Source organism: Micromonospora sp. NPDC005161, from assembly GCF_053599855.1.
The window spans coordinates 73,375-92,330 of record NZ_JBSFYQ010000011.1; the positions used below are offsets into that span (position 1 = coordinate 73,375).

Sequence of the window (18,956 nt, forward strand, 5' to 3'; positions counted from 1 at the left end):
TACCACTCCCCAAACCGCCGATCTACCTTCGGCGGCCTAGGCGGGGGAGCGCTCCCATTAGCGGGGACGTGATCGTAAGAACGCTCCACAAGGGAGTCATCGAAAGGAGCCTCGTGGGTACAAGCACGAGCGGAAACAGGCTGCGAAGACTAGCGCTACCGACGCTGGTCCTCGCCGTGATCGCCGGCACCACCGGTGTCGCAGGATCGGCGTCGGCGGCCCCGGTAGGGCCGACGGGCAGCGGCAGCAGCGCCGCCGGATACTTCACCGCCGGTTCCGACAAGAGAGTCACCCTGACCGACGGCGCCGATCGCCGGCCCGACGGCAAGAACGCGGCCAGCCAGCGAGCCACGGTGGACGAGACCCGTCCGGGCATGTACATCGTCGAACTGGCCGAGGATCCCTTGACCTCGTACGCCGGCGGCGTGTCCGGGCTGGCGCGAACCCGTCCGGAGGCGGGTGACCGGCTGGACGTGACGTCGGCACCGTCACGCGCCTACCGCGGACACCTCGACGCACAGCGCAACGCCGTCGCTGCCGCGGCCGGGGTCCAGGTCACCGCCGCGTACACCACCGCCCTCAACGGGTTCTCGGCGAAGCTGACCGCCCAGCAGGTGACCACGTTGCGGGCGGACAAGCGCGTGCGCGCCGTCACCGCCTCGCGGGCGCTCGGCACCCGAACGGCTCCGCCGGCCGCGACGCCGACCAACCCGACCGCCGGCACCCCGACCGCCACCACTCCTGGCGAGCCGGACCAGCCGGTGGCATCAGGCGTCGCCGGCAAACCGGTCAAGCCCGGCCCCGGCACGGGCGCGGGCATGGTGATCGGCGTCCTGGACACCGGCATCTGGCCGGAGAGCGCGTCGTTCGCCAAGCGGATGACCGCCCCGGCGACCTGGCGCGGCACCTGCCAGACTGGCGTCGCCTTCGTGGCCGAGCACTGCAACGGCAAGATCGTCGGCGCTCGGTACTTCGCCGATTCGTGGCTCGCCTACGGTGGCTCAATCCCGGAGGGTGAGGTCCTGTCCGCCCGCGACATGGCCGGTCACGGTACGCACACCGCGTCCACGGCGGCGGGTCTGCCGCTGTCGAACGTCACGATCGACGGCCGCCGCTTCGGTCCCGTCTCCGGGGTCGCGCCGGACGCCCAGATCGCCGTCTACAAGGTGCTGTGGGGCGGGATGGGCTACGACGCCGACATCATCGCCGGCATCGACGCGGCCGTCTCCGACGGTGTGCAGGTGCTGAACTTCTCGATCGGCTCCGATCTCGGCGACTGGGAAGCCAACACCCCCATCGGCGTCGCGTTCCTCAACGCGTCGCTGGCCGGAGTATTCGTGGCGGCGTCGGCGGGAAACACCGGCATCGTCAGCGGGGCGATCAGCAACGCGGCGCCCTGGGTGACCACGGTCGGCGCGGCGGTGACGAACCTCGACGAGGCGACCGTCAAGCTGGGTGACGGCACGAAGCTCGTCGGCGGCTCGCTGGACGCTCTGCCCGGTGGCAACTCGCTGCCGATGGTCTTCGGTGAGCAGGCCGGATCGGCGGAGGGCTCGGTGTACTGCGAACCGGGCAGCCTCGACCCTGCCAAGATCAAGGGCAAGGTGGTCGCCTGCGCGCTGTCCGACACGTTCGGTTCCGCCGCCGAGATCAAGGCCAAGGGCGGGGCGGCGATGGTGCTGTTCGACCCCGTCGGCAACTACCGGATCAACTCGATCTTCAACTTCCCGGTCGTCTACCTGCCGACCGAGAAGCAGGCCGGCACGTTGTTCAACTATCTGATGCGCCACCCCACCGACGCGAAGGTGTCTCTGCGCAGCGGCGGCGACGGCTCCAGCGTGCCGGGCGTACCCAGCGTCGCGGACTTCTCCTCCACCGGTCCGGACAAGGTGGCCACCGGCATCCTCAAGCCGGACCTGGTCGCGCCGGGTTCGGACATCATCGCCGCGGTCGCACCGCCCGGCAACTTCGGGCGGAACTACGACGCGTACTCCGGCACCTCGATGGCCTCGCCGTACGTGGCCGGCGCGGCGGCGATCCTGCGCGCCACGCATCCGACCTGGTCACCGGGCGCGGTCTCCTCGGCACTGCGGACCACCGCCACCGACACCGTCGGCACCAGCAGTCCGTTGGACCAGGGCAGCGGTTTCATCAACCTGGCCGGGGCCACCGATCCCGGACTGGTCATCGAGCCGACCGCGGCAGACCTGATCGAGTTCAGCGAGACGGCCCAGCCCGACGGCAAGGCGCTCAACCTGCCGGCCATCTCGTTGCGCGAGTACGACGGGACCCGGCCGGTGACCCTCACCCGCACCCTGATCAACGTGAGCAAGGCGCGGGAGACCTACCGCTCGTCGGTGTCCGGACTGGACGGTATGAAGGTCACCGTGACGCCGGCATCGGTGACGCTGGAGCCGGGCCGGTCCGCGACGGTGACCATCACCCTGCGCCGGGGCAGCGCGCCCTGGGACCGGTACGTGACCGGGTCGATCGCCTGGCGCGGCAAGGCCCACGACGCCCGGATCCCGGTCACCGCCCGCCCGTGGGGAATCACCCCCCGACCGTACGGTGACGACGGGGAGGAATTCGGCCGGATGACCAACGGCGCGTTCGGCTCGCTCCAGCCGGGCTTCACCGGACCACTCGACGGTCGCAGCACCGGTTACACGCCGATGCAGCGGAAGTCGTACTCGATGCCGGCCGGCGTCTACGGCGGCGTCTTCGACCCAACCGCGACCGGAGTGAGGAAGTTCGACTTCACCGTGCCGGCGAACACCGCCGGCATCGTTGTCGAAGCCAACACCGACGACCCGAACACGAACCTCGACCTCTACCTGTACAAGGGCGACACCCTGATCTACAGCAGTGACAGGTTCTGGACCAGCGCGGAGCAGGCCTACAAGTTCCTGCCCGAGCCGGGGCGCTACACCGCCTACGTGTTCGCCCAGCTGCCCAGCGGCCCGGTCGTCGACTTCCAGCTGAGCCACGCCATCATCGGTCGGAACGCCAAGTATTCGGGTGCGACGCTGACGCTGCCCAGCACGGTGGAGCGCGGTTCGACGGTCGGATTCACGCTGAAGCCGAACAAGCCGCTGCCCGAGGGTGACTTCTGGGCCTACACCGAGTTGAGCACCGACGGCACGGTCATTCCCGGCAACTTCGTCTACACGCAGCAGAGTTCCTGGCAGTAAACCGCACCTGTCCGTGGGGCGGTGGCGGGCGGGATGGACCTTTGCCCGCCACCGCTCGACGGTCAGTTGACCGTGATGGTCAGGTTGGCTGAGCGGGTCTCCCCGCTGGTGTAGGTGGTCGTGACCCGGGCGGTGAAGGTCCCCTTGCGCGGGTAGCTGTGGCCGGTCGACCGCAGCGTCGCTCCGTGCGTGACGGCGCTGTTGTCGCCGAAGTCCCACGCGTAGTCGGTGATGCTCCGCCCGGACGGCGCCGTCGCGGTGGCGGTCAGGGTGGTGGTCAGCGGCGCGGTGCCGCTGCCGGGGCTGGCCGCGAGGGAGAGCGACCCGCCGGGCTCCTGCTTGACACCGGCCCCGTTGAACCGCAGCCAGTCCAGCGAGAGCAGGTCCGGGGTGCCGCCGACCTGGGCGGCGTTGACGAACCTCGCGTACAGGGTGGTGGTGCCGGCGGGTTTGTTGGTCAGCGTGACGGTGGGCGAGACCAGGTTGTCCCATCCGCCGGTCGATCCGATGGTGGCCCTGCCGATCAGCGTGCCGGTGGGTGAGCCGGTTCGCAGCTCGATGTCGCCGCCGACTCCGCCGTTGGTCACCCCGAGCGTCACCGAGCCGATGTTGCGCAGGTCCACCGGTCCGTACGCCGCCCAGTCGTTGTGGTCGACGTCGCCGAGTCGCTTGCCGGCGCGGGCGGTGGGCCGGTCGTTCACCGTGATGCCGGACTGGCCGCTGAGGTGTTCGGCCTCCTTGCTCTTGGGCTGCAACTGCGCCCGGGTCGAGCCGGTCAGGGCCGGTACGCCGCCGGCCGCGCCGCCGTCGGTGTACTGCGCGGTGACCACCGTGTAGAGGTTCTGCCCGGGTCCGTGCCCGTCACCGGCGTCCGCTTCGGTGGCCAGCAGGCCCGAGCAGCCGGTGTAGTTGTCCAGCGGGTGGGCGTGCGAGTCGTGGCCGAGCTGGGTCTGCACGGTCACCTTCGCGCAGTCGATGGTGGCGTCCTCCGGGTCGGTGACCGTCACCGTGTACGGAATCTTGTCGCCGAAGTCGAAGAAGCCACCGTCGGGCACCGTGATGGTCACCGTGGGCCGGGTGTTGCCGACCACCACGTCGGTGACCGCGCTGGCGGTCAACCCGTTGCCGCTGTTGCGTACGGTCAGCCGGGCGGTGAACGTCCCCGCCGACGGGTAGGTGTGGCTCGGGTTGGCGGCGGTGGAGTCGGTGGTGCCGTCGTTGGTGAAGTCCCAGGCGTAGCTGAGCGCCGAGCGGTCGCCAGCGGTCGAGCCGGCCGAGGAGAAGGCCACGGTCAGCGGAGGGCGCCCGCTGTCCGGGTTGGAGGCGATCTTCGCGGTCGGCGGCCTCCCGTTCGCCACGTAGTCGATGCGGTAGATGCCCGCCCCGGCGTTGCTGCCGCCGCGGCCGCTGCCGGTTCCCTCGCCGAAGTCGATGACGTAGAGCGACCCGTCCGGGCCGAACTCCGCCTCGAAGGGCTGGATCCAGGTCATGTTGCCGAAGATTCCGTCGATCGACTGGAGGTCGCCCACGGCGGTGGGCCCGAAGCGCGCGTTGGTGAACGTCTGCGCCGTCCTGTGGATCGAGAGCGTCTTGAACCACTTGCGGGTGAACTCGTAGGTGATCCACTTGCCGTCGAAGTACTCCGGGAACTTCGTCGTCCGGGTGTTGGCCGGGTCGTGGTCGTAGACCGGACCGCTCATCGGCCCGCCCCCGCCGGTGCCCACCTCCGGGAACTGGCTGGAGGCGGAGTACGCGTACCAGACCAGCGCTGGCTTCGCCGCCGGCAGGGTGGTCAGGCCGGTGTTGTTGGGGGAGTTGTTCACCGGCGCGGCGCAGTTGAACTTCGCCCCAGGGGTGCTGGTGGCGAAGTTGTAGTCGTTGAACGGGATGTTGTTGCCCACGCAGTACGGCCAGCCGTAGTTGCCGGCGGCGGTGATCCGGTTGAACTCGACCGTCCCCTCCGGACCGCGGTTGGGATCGGCGGCGCGGGCGTCCGGGCCGTAGTCGCCGACCAGCAGCGCGTTGGTGTGCGGGTCGATGGTGATCCGGAACGGGTTGCGCATGCCCATCGCGTAGACCTCCGGGCGGGTCCTCGCAGTGCCGGCCGGGAACAGGTTGCCGCTCGGGATGGTGTACGTCCCGTCCGCCTGCGGGGTGATCCGCAGGATCTTGCCGCGCAGGTCGTTGGTGTTGCCGGCGGTGCCCTGGGCGTCCCAGGCGGCCCGTCCGGCCTGCTCGTCGATCGGCGTGTATCCGCTGGAGGCGAACGGATCGGTGTTGTAGCCGATGGCGGCGTAGAGCCGCCCGGCGGCGTCCATGGTGAGCGAGCCGCCCATGTGCGAGTTCGCCCGGCCCACGCCACGGTAGGTGGGGATCGTCAGCAGCCGCTTCTCGGAGGAGAGCGCCACGCTGTTGTTGGCGACCGTGAACCGGGACAGGTTGAGCTGTTTCAGGGTCTTGTCGGACCAGAGCAGGTAGATCCAGCCGTTGCTGGCGAAGTTGCGGTCCAGGGTCATGCCGAGCAGACCGTCGGACTGGTCGGTCATCGCCGAGGTGTACGCGAGGTCCAGCAGCGTGGTGACCTGGAGGGTGTCCTGGTTGACGACCTTCAGCGCGCCGGTGCGCTGGATGTAGTAGACCTTCCGGTCGGGGGCGACGGCCAGCTCGAACGGGTCGGCGAGGTTCTCGGTGACCAGTCCCACCCGCTCGAAGGTGCCGGTCTCGGAGGCCGAGCAGTCGCCGGCGACCGCGCCGGCGGCCCACTCGATGCCATAGCGGAGGTGCTCCAGGAACGCCGGTTCACTGAACCGGGAGCTGGCGTGCCCGCCGGCGGTGAACCAGGAACGGCCGCCGTCGTAGCGCTGACACCAGGAGTACGCGTGGTCGACGCCCTCGTCCAGCCCGCTGATCCCGTCCCGCACCTTGATCTGCGCGAGGGTGTGCACGTTGCCGGTCGGGTTGGTCCGCCAGTTGTACCACTCCTCGCTCTGCTCCCACAGCTCCGGCAGGTTCCGCGTCGAGGGGTGCGCCCGGTCGAGGACCTTCACCCGGCCGGGGTAGGTGCCGCCGGTGGCGGAGAAGTCGGGGTGGAAGTCGAAGATCGTGCCGACCAGGCCCTCGTACCAGGGCCAGTCGCGTTCACTGGCCGAGGCGGCGTGCAGGCCGGCCCAGCCGCCGCCGTTGCGGACGAACGTCTGCAGGGCCGCCCGCTGGCCGGCGTTGAGCAGGTCACCGGAGGCGGGTGTGGAGTTGGTGTTGTTGAACACCAGGGCGTCGAAGGTGGCGAGGTTGGCGTCGGTGAACGCGCCCGCGTCGGTGGTGGCCACGACCTCGAAGTTGTGGGCGGTGCCGAGCTGCTGGATCGCGGCGATGCCGGCCGGGATCGAGTCGTGGTAGAAGTTGGTGATCTTGGAAAAGACCAGGACCCGGAAGCGGGGGGCGGCCTCGGCGGGCAGGGGGGCGGTAGTGCTCAGCACGGTGGCGACGGCGAGCAGGGCCAGGCAGAACGCGCGCAGGGTTTTGGGCATGGGGGCGCTCCCTGTCGGACGGTGAGGGTCGGAAAGCGCTTTCTCGCTGCCCGCATCACGGTACTGACAGCCAGTGATGACCGTCAATAGCCTAGAGGTAAGCGGTTTCCTGCCTCCGAGACCGGACGCCGGGGTGCCGTGGCACCGGGCCCATCCGGGCCCCCGCCCGAAGGGCGTCCCGGTCGATACTGTTGGCTCCGCTGACCGGGAGATGTGCATGCGGCGATTCCGTTACTCTCTGGCCACGGCCGCGCTGACGGCCGCGCTCGCCGTCGTCATCAACCTGACCACCGCCCCGGTCCACCTGCCGTCCTGGGTGTACACGGCCATGTGGATCACGTGTGCCCTACTCGTGTTCGCGGCGGCGGTGGTGGAGTGGCGGCGCGGCTCAGAAGAGCCGCAGCTTTCGGCGGCGGAGCAGCTCACGGCGGCAGCCGACGTACTGGCCCAGGCCACCCTGTCGCTGTGGTCGAAGCAGTCTGCGGCCTGGGGCATCGAAACGACCGCCGACCCGGTGCGGGTCACCTGGCACTGGGACCACCAACGGTCGCTGCCGATTCACGAAGTGTTCGACCGCCCCGGTGGGAAAGCTCGCCGGGCTCCCCGCCGTCGAAGCGCCGATCGCCGGAACCAGGTCGAGGACGGTCGCGGCGAACAGGGCGTGGTCAGCGACCTACATGCGGACCTCTACCGGCGGATCCAGCGCCAGCAACTGCTCCTGCTCGGCCCGGCCGGTAGCGGGAAGACCGCGGCGATGCTGATGCTGCTGATCAGGGCGGCCGAGGAGTGCGTCCAACCGATCATGACAGGGGGGCACGCCGGCACGCCGGTGCCGGTATGGGTGACCCTGGGCAGTTGGCACCCGGGCGAGAGGTCGCTGCTCGACCACGTGGTCAGGGAGATGGAGACGAACTTCCGGGCTCTTCGGCACCCGCGTTACGGCGCGGACGTCGCACGCCGCCTGATCGAGAAAGGACAGGTGGCGCTCTTCCTCGACGGCCTCGACGAGATGCCGGCGGCGGGGCAGGGGGCCGCGCTCACCGCGATCGCCCGTGAGGCTGCTGGGCTGCGGGTCGTACTCACCTCCCAGATCGAGGGGTACGACCGTGCGCGCGCCGGCGGACGGCTGCCCCGCCCGGTCGTCCTCCAGCTCGACCCGGTCGAGCCAGACACCGCCGCCGAGTACCTGCGCCGTGGCCACGACAGCGACCGGCAACGTCGGCTCTGGCGGCAGTTGACCGACCATCTGCGCAGCCACCCCGACTCGCCGGTCGCGGAAGCCTTCGCCAACCCCTTGATCCTGAGTTTGGCCCGGGACGCGTTCGACGGGCCGGACGGTGGGGCATCCGACCCAGCTGAGCTGGCCGAGCTGTCGTCGGTGGCGGAGGTGAAGGCCCGCGTGATCGGCCAGTTCCTGAAGCGGGCCTACCCGGGCGGTTCCGGCCCGCGCGGCCGACGCGAGCGGCGGCGGAACCGGCGTCACCTGTTCTACCTGTCCTGGTTCGCCCACCACCTCCAGGGACGCCGCGACCTGCGCTGGTGGGAGATCCCGACCTGGATTCCCTTCGGGCCTCTGTCGATCGTTGTCGGCTTCGGAATCGGACTGCCGACGGCCGTGCTGGCTGGGACATGCGTGGCGTTGGCCAACGGCACCAGGGCCGACATACTGCTGGCTGTGCTCGGCGTGATCTTCGGCGCCGCCGCCACCGCAGGCGCGTGTGTTCTGGGATCTAAGCCCCCCGGCCCGGCACCAACCCCCGCTGACCCGATCGGCATGGACCCGCGGTGGCCGACCAGGGCGGAACTGCGCACGCTGTGGCTGCTCGGATCGGGTCCACCGCTGACCATCGGCGTAGCCACCGGACTTGTCCTCGGCCCGTTCGCCGGGGTGCTGCTCGGGTTGACGCTGATGGGCCTCTCAATCGTCGGCACGTCGATCGGTCGATCCAACGTGACATTCGGCCTGCTGGGCATCTGGCTGAAGCCGTTGGCCGACTCGCCGGCGAGCACCCCGGACGGCATTTACCGGGCCGACCGCCGCCGCACCGTGGTGACCGTGACTTCTGGCATCGTCCTCGGCGGAGTCCTGTTCGCGCTGTTCAATATCGTGGATCCGCCTCGACCCGGGATGGTGTCGGTCGGACCGGAGCTCGGCATCCTGCTGGGGATGTCGTACGGCATCTTCAGCGGCCTCGGCCCGGCGGTCCTGACCGGGTTCGCTCAGATCGTGTTGCTGCTGCGTGGGCGTCCGCCGGTTCGGTTCCCCGTACTGTTTCGAGAGGCGCTGCGACGGCAGGTGCTGCGCCAGGCCGGTGTGGTGTACCAGTTCCGGCACGCCGAACTCCAGGACCACCTGGCCGCCGCCTACCAGCGACGGCAGGATCCAGGCACGATACGCCGGCCGCCGGCGCCGGGGGCCGGCGGCGAAACCGCGGCGACCCCCGGTGTCCGGGTCAGGCGGTGAGCCGACAGCCCACGGTCAGGCCAGCGGCACCTGGGCTGGCCGGTCCTCGTCGCCGACGTGGCGGGTACCCGCCGGCGCGGTGATCGGGGCTGTGATGATGCGGCTGGGCAGCACCGGCGCGTCCCGGCCCGTGCCCCGCCGTCCGTCGCCGCCGGTGGACTGCTCGTGGTAGTCCTGCTCCACGTTCACCGACCAGACGTCGTGCGCGCTGCCGGTGGCGATGTTCTCCGCGGTGAGCATCGCGGTCAGCATCGAGTGGTCCTGGTTGTTGTAGCGGTGCATGCCGTTGCGCCCCACCGGGTGCACGTTCGGCACCTCCTCGGCCAGCCAGGCCCGGATCACGTCCACGTTGTGCTGGTAGCGCTCGTCGTACACCGGGTACGCCTTCGGCATCCGCACCACGTAGCCGGCCTCCACCACGCCGGGGCGGGCCAACCCCAGCCGCTCCAGCTCGGCGGTGGCCAGCGCCACCAGCTCGGCGTCGGGGGTACGCCACATCTCGTCGTCCTCGAAGACGAAGTACTCCAGGCCCAGGCAGGTGCGGCCGTCCTTGACCAGGTATGGCGACCAGGAACCGAAGTTCTGGATCCGGCCCACCCGCGCTCCCGGGTCGTGCACGTAGATCCAGTTGTCCGGGAACGAGAACTCGGCCGGCACCACCAGCGCGACCGTCAGGAAGTCGCGGTAGCGCAGGTCGGCGGCGCAGGCCAGCACCTCCGTCGGCGGCGCCGGCCGCAACGCGGTCACCAGCTCGGAGATCGGCATTGACGAGATCACGTGGTCGGCGGCCTCGGTGCGCTGCCCGCCCGCCCCGTTGACCGTCACGCTGACCGCCCGCCGTCGCGCCGGGTCGCGGTGCACCGCGGTGACCCAGGTGCCGGTCGACACCTCGCCGCCACGGTGGCGGACCTGCTCGGCGCACCGCTCCCACATCATCCCCGGCCCGTACTTCGGGTACTGGAACTGCTCGATCAGGCTGGTGACGTCCGTGCGGAACCGCCGGGGCAGCACGGCGTTGCGGATGGCCTTCGCCAGTGACAGGTTCTTGATCCGCTGCGCGGCCCAGTCCGCTTGGAGCCGATCGGCCGGCATTCCCCAGACCTTCTCGGTGTACGTCTTGAAGAAGATCGAGTACAGCCGCCAGCCGAACCGGGCCGACACCCAGCCCTCGAAGTGCGACTGGTCCCGGGGCGGGCGCAGCCGGGCCCGGGCGTACGAGCCCAGGCAGCGGGCCGCCTCCGGCAGCCCCAGGTTGCGCAGCGCGTTCGCCGCGCTGAGCGGGTAGTTGAACAGCGCGCCCCGGTAGAAGATCCGGCTCATCCGGGGCCGGGTCAGGAAGTCCTCGTCCGGCAGGATCTCGTGCCAGAACGCCTCCACCCGGGGCACCTTGGTGAAGAACCGGTGCCCGCCGATGTCGAACCGCCACCCGTCGCGCTCCACGGTCCGGCTGATCCCGCCGACCACCTCGTCGGCCTCGAAAACCCGGACCGGCAGGCCGTGCCGGAGCAGCTCGTACGCCGCCGTGAGGCCCGCCGGCCCCGCGCCGATGACCACCGTGCCGTGCTGCTCGCTCATGCCGCCGCGCTCCCTGCTCACCGCTGTGGTTGAGGCGCGGCGCGTACCCGTTCTGCGGCGGACTTCACCCGCGCGACCGCACCGGTATGTGACGGTTTCGGCTCCGGCGGCGGTCGCGGCGGCGTACAACGGGAAGAGTGGCGCCCCCGCGCAGAGGGTGGGCCGGGGCGGACCGGGGGAGCGGGGCGGATGCGCCGGTGGCGGAGCGGCCGGGGGCGCGCGAGGGCGCTCGGCCCCCGGCTGGCCGCGACGGCCCGGGCCGTCGTACGGCTGGCCCGGCGGGTGCCGGCCCCCTGGCCGTACCTGCTGGGCCTGTTCCTCGGCGCGAAGCTGCTGCTCACCCTGGTCGGGCTCCTGGTCCTGCACGCCTGGGACGGCGTTCCCGGCGCACCGCCGGCCGACGAGGCGTTGATGTGGGCGCAGCAGCGGGAGATCTCCGGGCACCGGTGGATCTCCTTCTGGTTCGCCTGGGACGCGCTGCTCTACCTGCGGCTGAGTGAGCTGCCGATGACCGGGCCGTGGCGGGACTTCGGCTTCCCCCTGCTCTACCCGTTCCTGGCCCGGCCGGTCGGCGCGCTGCTCGGCGGCGACAACGCGCTGGGCCTGCTGCTGATCAGCAACGTCGCGTTCCTGCTGGCCCTCTGGTACGGCTACCGACTGGCCGAGCTGCTGCTCGGCGACCCGGACGGGGCCCGCCGGTTCACCCGCTACCTGGTGCTGCTTCCCACCGCGTTCCTGTTCCAGGCCGCGCTGACCGAGTCGCTCTTCGTCTGCCTCGCGCTGGCCGCGTTCTACTACGCCGAGCGCCGTCGGTGGCTGCTGGTCGGCGTGCTCGGCTACTTCCTGGCGATGAGCCGGTCGGTCGGCCTGCTCGTCGCGCTGCCGCTGGCCCTGGTGCTGCTCCGCCAGCACGATTGGCGGCTCGGCCCGCGCGCCCTGCTCGGTTACCTGCGGATCGGCTGGCCGTTGCTGCTGCTGCCCGCCGGGTGGTTCACCTTCATGGCGTTCTGCCGGTGGCGGGGCGGGGACTGGTTCGCCTACCAGCATGCCCAGCAGGTCGGCTGGGGGATCGAGGTGCAGAACCCGGTGCCGGTGCTGCTGGACGGGCTGGCCGGGGAGCCCCGCGACGCCGCCCGGGTCTGGTTCGCCGTGGCCGTGCTGGCCGTGCTGATCGCCGGGTTCCGCCGACGGGAGCTGCCGTACCTGGTGTACGGCGTGCTCATGGTCCTGGTGCCGCTGTCGATGGGCCCGGCGGTCTACAAGAGCCTGCTGCGCTACCTGCTCGCCGCCTTCCCGGTCGCCCTGGTGCTGGCCCGCTGGGCACGCCGCGCCACCGTCGACGTGTGGCTGACCGCGGCCCTCGCCCTGGTGCAGGGCGCGCTGTTCGTGCTCTGGCTCAGCTACTGGACCCACATGATCATTTGAGTGGCGCCTGAGCGCGCCCCGCGCTGGGTCCGGCCGGCGGGCCTGTGCGAACCTGCTTCCCAACGACGTCCGAACCGCATCCCGTGGAGGCCCCGTGTTCGCCCTGCCGCTGACCGAGGAGGTCGAGCTGCGCCCGCTGGACCCGTGGCGGGCCGAGGAGTTCCTCGCCAACCTGGACCGGGCGCGGGAGCACATCCAGCCCTGGGTGTCGCCGTCCTTCGTCGCCACCGACCTGCCCTCGGCCCGGGCGGTGCTCCAGCGGTACGCGGACCGCTGGGCCCGCGACGCCGGCGGCATCTGGGGCCTGTGGTGGCGCGGCACGCTGGTCGGCGGGGTCATGTTCGTGTCGTTCGACGCGGCGCTGGGCGTCTGCGAGGTGGGCTGCTGGGTGGAGCCGTCGGCGCAGGGTCGGGGCATCGTCGCGCCGGCGGTCCGCCGGATCGTCGACTGGGCGGTTCGCGAGCGCGGCATCCAGCGGGTGGAGTGGCGTACCAACGCCGACAACGCCCGCAGCATCGCGCTCGCCCGCCGTCTCGGCCTGCGCCACGACGGCACGCTGCGGCAGGTCTACCCGGGGCCGCAGGGGCGGATCGACCTCGAAGTCTGGTCGGTGCTGGCCGACGAGTGGCTGGTCGGGCCGGCCGTTGCGCAGCCCACCGTCCACTGACGACGGCGGGTTCTGTCGTACCCGGACGGCACCATGCATCCATGGCCGTCCCCGCGCTCACCCCGCACCCCGATCCGCCGCGCTCCGTGCCGCTGCGCGAGGCGCGCACCCGGTTCAGCCAGCTCGTCGCGCTGGCCGAGCTGACCGACGCGGTCACCGTCGTCACCCGCGACGGCGATCACCGCCCGGTCGCCGCGATCGTCCCGGCCGCTGCCGCCCGCAGCGGCGCACAGGCCCGCGCCGACGCCGACCGGCTCGCCGCGGTCACCGCGGGCTGGGCCCGTCGCCTCGACGAGCAGCACCGGCGCAGCAGTCACCGGCACGCGGCCGAGCTCGGTGCCGTTCGCGCGGCACTGGCCGAGGTGTGGGCCGAGCTGGACCGCCGTGTCGTCCCGGGCAGCGACCCGGCGCTGGCATGGCTGCGCGCCGCGCACGCCGACCTCCTCGCCGGCTGAGCCGTCCCCGCCGGGCCGCCCGGCGGACGACGGGGCACCGCGACCAGGTGTCAGCCGGTGGCCGGGTAGGCGTGCGTCTCGGTCGCCTTGACCGCCACCCAGACCTGCTGGCCGGGGATCAGCCGCAGCTGGGCGGCGGCGGCCGGGGTGACGTCCGCGGCCACCCCGATCGGCCCGTCCAGCTGCACCCGCACGTTGTCGCCGTGCCGCTGGACGCCGGCCACGGTGCCCGCCCAGGTGTTGCGGGGGCTGCCCTCCGGTCGGCGCGGGTGCAGGGCCACCGCCGCCGGGCGGAAGGCGACGAACGCCTCCCCGTCCAGGCGGTCGGCGACGGTGAGGGTCAGTTCCGGTGCGACCCGCACCCCGTGCCCCTCGGCCCGCCCCCGATAGAGGTTCAGCCCGACCAGGCGGGCCACGTAGTCGGTGCGCGGGCGGGCCGTGACGCTGGGGCCGTCGCCCTCCTGCACCACCCGTCCGCCCTCCACGATGACCAGGCGGTCGGCCAGCGCCAGCGCGTCCAGCGGGTCGTGGGTGACCAGCACCGTCGCCCCCGGATGCGCGGACAGGTGGCGGTGCAGTTCCGCGCGGGTGTCCAGCCGGGTGCGGGCGTCCAGTGCGGCGAGCGGCTCGTCGAGCAGCAACAGCGACGGCGTGACGGCCAGCGCGCGGGCCAGCGCCACCCGCTGCGCCTGCCCGCCGGAGAGCTGCCGGGGCCGCCGGTGCGCCTGCTCGGCCAGCCCCACCCGGCCGAGCCAGTCGCGGGCGGTGGCCCGCGCCGCCCGACGGTCGATGCCGTGCCGACGCGGCCCGAAGGCCACGTTGTCCAATGCGCTGAGGTGCGGAAAGAGCAGATAGTCCTGGAAGACCACGCCGATCGGCCGGCGTTCGGTGGGCACCCAGCGCCGGCTCGCCGGCCGGTCCAGGTCGGCGCCGCCGAGCGTGACGTGCCCGGCGCTGAGCGGGTGCAGCCCGGCCAGCGCGCGCAGCGCGGTGGTCTTGCCGGCGCCGTTCGGCCCGAGCAGCGCGACCACCTCGCCGGGCGCGACCCGCAGCGGCACGTCCAGCCGGAAGGCGCCCCGGTCGACGACGAGCCGGGCGTCGAGCAGTGACGCGGTCACGGGCTGGTCATCCAGCGGTCGCGTAACGCGGCCAGGATGACCACCGAGACGGTGAGCAGCACCAGGCTGAGCACGATCGCGGACTCCAGGTCGGTCTCCAATGCCAGGTAGACGGCGAGTGGCATGGTCTGCGTCCGGCCGGGATAGTTGCCGGCGAAGGTGATCGTGGCGCCGAACTCGCCGAGCGCCCGGGCCCAGCAGAGCACCGCGCCGGCGGCCAGCCCCGGTGCCACCAGCGGCAGCGTGACGTGGGTGAAGGTGGTCCACCGGCCGGCGCCCAGCGTCGCGGCGGCCTCCTCGTAGCGGTGGTCGGCGGCGCGCAGCGCCCCCTCCACGGCGATGACCAGGAACGGCATGGCGACGAACGACTCGGCCAGCACGACACCCGCGGTGGTGAACGGCAGGGTGACGCCGAACGTGGCGTCGAGCCACCCGCCAAGCAGCCCGCGCCGGCCGAAGACCAGCAGCAGCGCCACCCCACCGACCACCGGCGGGAGCACCAGCGGCACGGTGACCAGGGCGCGGACCAGTCGCCGGCCGGGGAACTCGACCCGGGCCAGCAGCCAGGCCAGTGGCACCCCGAGTAGCAGGCAGAGCATGGTGGCCAGGGTCGCGGTCTGCACCGACAGCCGTAGTGCGGTCAGCGCCCCCGGCTCGGTGAGCCGCTGCGGCAGCGTCGTCCACGGTGCCCGCACGACCAGCCCGGCCAGCGGCAGGACGAGGAAGAGCAGCCCCAACCCGGCCGGGATCAGCAGCGCCGCCGGCACCCGGCCGCGCCGCCGGGGCACGGCGGTGTCGAGGACGCGGCTCACGGGGCCTGGAAGCCCGCTTCGGCGAGCGCCGCCTGCGCCGGCGCCGAGCGCACGTACGCGACGAAGGCCTGCGCGCCCGCCCGGTTCGGCGCGTCCTTCAGCGCCACGATCGGGTAGTCGTTGACCGCCCGCGCCGACTCGGGGAACTCGACGCCGGTCACGTCGGCGGTCGCCGCGCTGGCGTCCGTGCGGTAGACCAGGGCAGCGTCGACCTCGTCCAGCTTCACCTTGGCCAGCGCTCCCTTGACGTCCTGCTCCAGGGTGACCGGCGTCAACGCGACCTCGGCCGCCTCCAGCGCGGACCGGGCAGCCGCGCCGCAGGGCACCTGGTCGGCGCAGAGCGCCACCTTCACGCCCGGCCGGGTCAGGTCGGCCAGCCCGGTCACCCCCCTCGGGTTGCCCCGGGGCACCGCGATCACCAGCTGGTTGCGGGCGAAGGTGCTCGGCGTGCCGTCGGCGTTGCCCGCCTCGGTCACCGTGGTCATGTTCCGCGAAGCGGCCGAGGCGAACACGTCGGCCGGTGCGCCCTGGTTGATCTGGTTGGCCAGGGCGGAGCTGCCCGCGAAGTTGAACGTCACGGTGCTGCCCGGGTACGCGGCCTCGAAGTCCTCGCCGATGCGCGTGAACGACTCGGTCAGCGATGCGGCGGCGAACACGGTCACCGCGCCGGTGACCCGATCGTCCCCGGTGCCGCCCGGCGTCGGGTCGTCGCCTCCGCCGCAACCGGCCACCGCCAGCCCGGCCACCGCCACCAGTGCGGCCACCGCCGTATGCACCGCCCGCGCCCTCATCCGCCCGACCTTCCCCTGGCCGGGGCGGGTGCGGCCCGCTCCACCACCACCGTGGTCGACTTGATCACTGCGACGGCCACCGAGCCGACCCGCAGGTCAAGCTCGTCGACGGCCTCCCGGCTCATCAGCGACACGATCCGGAACGGGCCCGCCTGGATGTCGACCTGCGCCATCACGGTGTCCTTGCGTACGTCGATGACGATGCCGCGCAGCCGGTTGCGGGCGGAGGAGAGCTCGGCGCCCACCGCCGGATCGGCGGCCTGGGCGCGGGCCAGATTCGCCAGGTCCGCGCCGTCGATGACCCGATGGCCGTGCGCGTCGCGCCCGGCGGTCAGTCGCCCGGCGTCCACCCAGCGGCGCATCGTGTCGGCGCTGACGCCCAGCAGCTCGGCCGCCTCGCCGATCCGAAACATCGTCACCGGCTCACCCTAGCCCTCGCATCTGCGAGCGGAAAGACCGGAAGGGGTTGCGTTTTACGTCTCCCTGTCCCCGCTCGCCGGGAGGCGGACGGGACCGGCGTGGGTGGGGTCAGCAGTCGGGGACGCCGAGCGGGGCGGCGCCGGCGAGGGCTTCGAGGGTCGCCGTCGGGGCGACCGACTCCGTCGGGACGGGGCTCGCCGTCGGGGTCGGTCCGGCCGAGGGCGAACCGCTGGGCGTACGGGCCGGGGCGCCGGGGTCGGCGAGGGAGGCCGCGCTGCGTTGGACCCGCTTCGCGACCATCCGGATGGTGGTGGCGGTTGCCTGGCGCCCGTACACGTCGGTGACCCTGATGCTGTAGGGCCCGGGGCCGATCCCGCGCTCGACGGTCCAGTAGTTGTCGTTCTGGCGGACCGCCGCGCGGAAGCCGCCGCCCGGCCCCTTCGCCTCGACCGAGCGGAGCGGGTTGCCGTGGTTGCCCACCTGCACCGCGAACCACCACTGCGAGGCGCCGTTCTTCATCCGGAAGGTGAGGCCCCCGTCGAGCGGCGGGCTCACCACCGCCCGGTACGTCACCGGCACGACGCCCTGCGCCCGGTCGGCGATCCGGGCGAACGCCTCCTCGGAGAGGTCGATGCGGCCGGGCGTGCACCCGGCGCACTGATCCATGACCACGACCCGGACCGTGCCCTTCGGGCCGCTCACGTCCAGGTAACCGCCGCAGGCCGCCGCCCCCGCGTACTCCGACGGGCCGAGTGCCACGTAGAGCCGGTCCGCCGGAGGGCTCGGAAAGGAGCAGTTGCCGCCCGAGCCGCCCGCGTCGTAGAAGGAGGCCTTTCCCTTGTGGACGGTGGCGCCCGTCGGTGGCGCGGCACAGGCCGGGGCGGAGCCGGAGCGTACGGCGAGGGTGATGCCGACCACGGCGGCCAGGGCGGTGACCCCGGCGCCGGCCATCCAGTGTTTGACCCGCCGATTCCACCGGTGTGTGCCGCTGTCGCCGGCCTGGGTGTCGTTCTCGGGGTCCCTGCCTGGTGCGGTCACGGCGCCTGATGTTGCCGCACCTCCGGTGGCAGCGCAACAACGTCCGAGGCGGGCCGCCCCGGTCAGTCCAGCACCTCCACGGTGTCACCGACGCTGACCGTACGACCGTCGCGGGAAGGCCCGCCCGGTTCGGCCCGCACCGTCATCTGGAGACCGAAGCGGAGCTTCCGGCCGATGTTCCGCCGTGCGGCGAGCATCCACAGCGGCTCCCGCCCACGCTCCCCGGTCTCCTGGTCGATCGTCGCGACCAGACAGCGGCCACACTCGTCGACGCCGTGGAACACCGCCCCGCCGATCCTGATCCGCCGGCCGACCCACTCGGCCTCGGCCCACGGCGCGGCACCGCTGACCAGCAGGTTGGGGCGGAACTGGATCATCGGCAGCGGCCCCTCGGAGCTGCCCGACTCCAGCAGCCAGTCGTTGAACGCGTCCAGCGACGCGGTGTTGGCCAGCAGCAGCGGAGTGCCGTCGGCGAAGCTCACCTCGGCGCCGGAGCCGGGCGGAACCGGCCAGGGAACGCGGTTGCCGGCGGGGTCACCGAGCCAGACCAGCCGAGCGGTGCGCCCCAACAGCTGGTTGAGCCAGTCGTCCGCCTCGCGGCCGGCGGCGCGTACCGGTGCGGGCGGCCGCCCTCGGAACACCCGGACCTGGATCGCCTCGCCGCCGGTCGGTTCGGCCAGATCGAGCGGAGCCAGGCCCGGCGCGTCCAGGGTCAGCCCGCCCGGCCGGGACACCGCCCGCACCGTCACCAGTTCCCGGTGCTGGCGCTGGGTCAGGCCGACCCCGTGGTCGTCCACGATCAGCCAGCGCCGGTCGCCGTCCAGGCCCCACGGCTCGACCCGCGCCGTGTCGCGGTCCATTCGGCGGCACCCCTTCACCGGATAGGTGTGGATCGAGGCGACTCGCATCCGGCCAGGATGACACGACGTGGCGTGACGCGGGCGCCCTCGCTCCGGCGGCCCGGGTGGGGTCAGCCCCGGCGCGGGTGGCCCTTGAGATGCCGGCCCAGCTCGCGGGCGATCTCCCGGTTGGCGTCGCGCTCGGCCAGCGTCTGCCGCTTGTCGTAGGTGCGCTTGCCCTTGGCCAGGGCCAGCTCGACCTTGGCCCAGCCGTTGTCGAAGTACATCGACAGCGGGACCAGGGTCACGCCACCCTCGCGGACCTTCTCCAGGATCCGGTCGATCTCGGCCCGGCGCAGCAGCAGCTTGCGGTTGCGCCGGGGGGCGTGGTTGGTCCACGTGCCGTAGGCGTACTCGGCGATGTGCAGGCCGTACAGCATGATCTCGCCGTCCCGCTCGTGGGCGAACGCGTCCACCAGCGACGCCCGCCCCTCGCGCAGCGACTTCACCTCGGTGCCCACCAGCACGATGCCCGCCTCGTACGTCCGGAGCACGGTGTAGTCGTGCCGGGCCTTCTTGTTCGAGGCGATCAGCCGGCGTTCGGGCTGCTTGGACGGGCTCACCCCGCGACGAT

The 18,956-nt window shown here is 72.2% G+C and carries 14 protein-coding genes; 5 read left to right on the forward strand and 9 right to left on the reverse strand.

The genetic code is table 11. From position 1 onward, the window contains the following. Positions 1 to 113: 113 nt before the first annotated feature. The gene (locus ACWD5O_RS13415) at positions 114 to 3,191 is read left to right on the forward strand and encodes a S8 family serine peptidase (protein WP_450085426.1); all 3,078 of its coding nucleotides are present in this window, start codon (positions 114 to 116) and stop codon (positions 3,189 to 3,191) included. 62 nt (positions 3,192 to 3,253) lie between these two features. Here the strand turns inward: ACWD5O_RS13415 and ACWD5O_RS13420 are convergent, their stop codons facing one another. Continuing rightward, positions 3,254 to 6,718 (reverse strand): ThuA domain-containing protein, encoded by a 3,465-nt coding sequence (locus ACWD5O_RS13420; RefSeq protein ID WP_450085427.1) that lies wholly within the window; start codon positions 6,716 to 6,718, stop codon positions 3,254 to 3,256. A gap of 217 nt (positions 6,719 to 6,935) precedes the next feature. On the opposite strand from ACWD5O_RS13420, the gene ACWD5O_RS13425 reads away from it, so the two are divergent. Then, positions 6,936 to 9,182 (forward strand): NACHT domain-containing protein, encoded by a 2,247-nt coding sequence (locus ACWD5O_RS13425; protein ID WP_450085428.1) that lies wholly within the window; start codon positions 6,936 to 6,938, stop codon positions 9,180 to 9,182. Positions 9,183 to 9,197: 15 nt separating this feature from the next. Here the strand turns inward: ACWD5O_RS13425 and ACWD5O_RS13430 are convergent, their stop codons facing one another. Beyond that, on the reverse strand, positions 9,198 to 10,757 hold the full coding sequence (locus ACWD5O_RS13430) for an NAD(P)/FAD-dependent oxidoreductase (RefSeq protein ID WP_450085429.1): 1,560 nt from the start codon (positions 10,755 to 10,757) through the stop codon (positions 9,198 to 9,200). A 189-nt stretch (positions 10,758 to 10,946) separates the two neighbouring features. Here ACWD5O_RS13430 and ACWD5O_RS13435 point away from each other — a divergent pair, with 189 nt between their 5' ends. From ACWD5O_RS13435 to ACWD5O_RS13445, 3 genes are all read left to right on the forward strand, one after another. Beyond that, positions 10,947 to 12,182, forward strand: coding sequence for a hypothetical protein (locus ACWD5O_RS13435; RefSeq protein ID WP_450085430.1), 1,236 nt, complete (start codon positions 10,947 to 10,949; stop codon positions 12,180 to 12,182). A gap of 94 nt (positions 12,183 to 12,276) precedes the next feature. Continuing rightward, positions 12,277 to 12,849 carry a GNAT family N-acetyltransferase gene (locus ACWD5O_RS13440; protein WP_450085431.1) on the forward strand — a complete coding sequence of 191 codons (573 nt, stop codon included), beginning with the start codon at positions 12,277 to 12,279 and terminating at the stop codon, positions 12,847 to 12,849. 41 nt (positions 12,850 to 12,890) lie between these two features. Beyond that, a complete protein-coding gene (locus ACWD5O_RS13445) occupies positions 12,891 to 13,304 on the forward strand; it encodes a type II toxin-antitoxin system Phd/YefM family antitoxin (protein ID WP_450085432.1) in 414 nt (137 codons plus the stop codon). Positions 13,305 to 13,354: 50 nt separating this feature from the next. Here ACWD5O_RS13445 and ACWD5O_RS13450 read toward each other — a convergent pair whose 3' ends face one another. The 7 genes from ACWD5O_RS13450 to smpB form a co-directional block, all read right to left on the reverse strand. Continuing rightward, positions 13,355 to 14,422: an ABC transporter ATP-binding protein gene (locus ACWD5O_RS13450; RefSeq protein WP_450085433.1), complete on the reverse strand. Its 1,068-nt coding sequence runs from the start codon at positions 14,420 to 14,422 to the stop codon at positions 13,355 to 13,357. Then, positions 14,419 to 15,234 (reverse strand): ABC transporter permease, encoded by an 816-nt coding sequence (locus tag ACWD5O_RS13455; protein WP_172899115.1) that lies wholly within the window; start codon positions 15,232 to 15,234, stop codon positions 14,419 to 14,421. The genes ACWD5O_RS13450 and ACWD5O_RS13455 overlap by 4 nt, the downstream gene beginning before the upstream one ends. Then, on the reverse strand, positions 15,231 to 16,025 hold the full coding sequence (gene modA / locus ACWD5O_RS13460) for a molybdate ABC transporter substrate-binding protein (RefSeq protein ID WP_450085434.1): 795 nt from the start codon (positions 16,023 to 16,025) through the stop codon (positions 15,231 to 15,233). Before modA ends, ACWD5O_RS13455 begins: the two co-directional genes overlap by 4 nt. Continuing rightward, complete coding sequence (locus tag ACWD5O_RS13465) at positions 16,022 to 16,444, reverse strand: TOBE domain-containing protein (RefSeq protein WP_450085435.1); 423 nt, start codon at positions 16,442 to 16,444, stop codon at positions 16,022 to 16,024. Before ACWD5O_RS13465 ends, modA begins: the two co-directional genes overlap by 4 nt. 109 nt (positions 16,445 to 16,553) lie before the next feature. Beyond that, positions 16,554 to 17,483 carry an expansin EXLX1 family cellulose-binding protein gene (locus ACWD5O_RS13470; RefSeq protein ID WP_450085436.1) on the reverse strand — a complete coding sequence of 310 codons (930 nt, stop codon included), beginning with the start codon at positions 17,481 to 17,483 and terminating at the stop codon, positions 16,554 to 16,556. A 62-nt stretch (positions 17,484 to 17,545) separates the two neighbouring features. Beyond that, on the reverse strand, positions 17,546 to 18,391 hold the full coding sequence (locus ACWD5O_RS13475; protein WP_450085437.1) for an MOSC domain-containing protein: 846 nt from the start codon (positions 18,389 to 18,391) through the stop codon (positions 17,546 to 17,548). 62 nt (positions 18,392 to 18,453) lie between these two features. Then, positions 18,454 to 18,945 (reverse strand): SsrA-binding protein SmpB, encoded by a 492-nt coding sequence (gene smpB, locus ACWD5O_RS13480; protein ID WP_354962352.1) that lies wholly within the window; start codon positions 18,943 to 18,945, stop codon positions 18,454 to 18,456. Between the last annotated feature and the right edge of the window lie 11 nt (positions 18,946 to 18,956).

Bases quoted from the DNA above. Each gene is read 5' to 3' on its own strand.
- ACWD5O_RS13420 (WP_450085427.1), bottom strand. From the start codon at position 6,718: ATGCCCAAAACCCTGCGCGCGTTCTGCCTGGCCCTGCTCGCCGTCGCC.
- ACWD5O_RS13425 (WP_450085428.1), top strand. From the start codon at position 6,936: ATGCGGCGATTCCGTTACTCTCTGGCCACGGCCGCGCTGACGGCCGCG.
- ACWD5O_RS13430 (WP_450085429.1), bottom strand. From the start codon at position 10,757: ATGAGCGAGCAGCACGGCACGGTGGTCATCGGCGCGGGGCCGGCGGGC.
- ACWD5O_RS13435 (WP_450085430.1), top strand. From the start codon at position 10,947: ATGCGCCGGTGGCGGAGCGGCCGGGGGCGCGCGAGGGCGCTCGGCCCC.
- ACWD5O_RS13445 (WP_450085432.1), top strand. From the start codon at position 12,891: ATGGCCGTCCCCGCGCTCACCCCGCACCCCGATCCGCCGCGCTCCGTG.
- modA (WP_450085434.1), bottom strand. From the start codon at position 16,025: ATGAGGGCGCGGGCGGTGCATACGGCGGTGGCCGCACTGGTGGCGGTG.
- ACWD5O_RS13475 (WP_450085437.1), bottom strand. From the start codon at position 18,391: ATGCGAGTCGCCTCGATCCACACCTATCCGGTGAAGGGGTGCCGCCGA.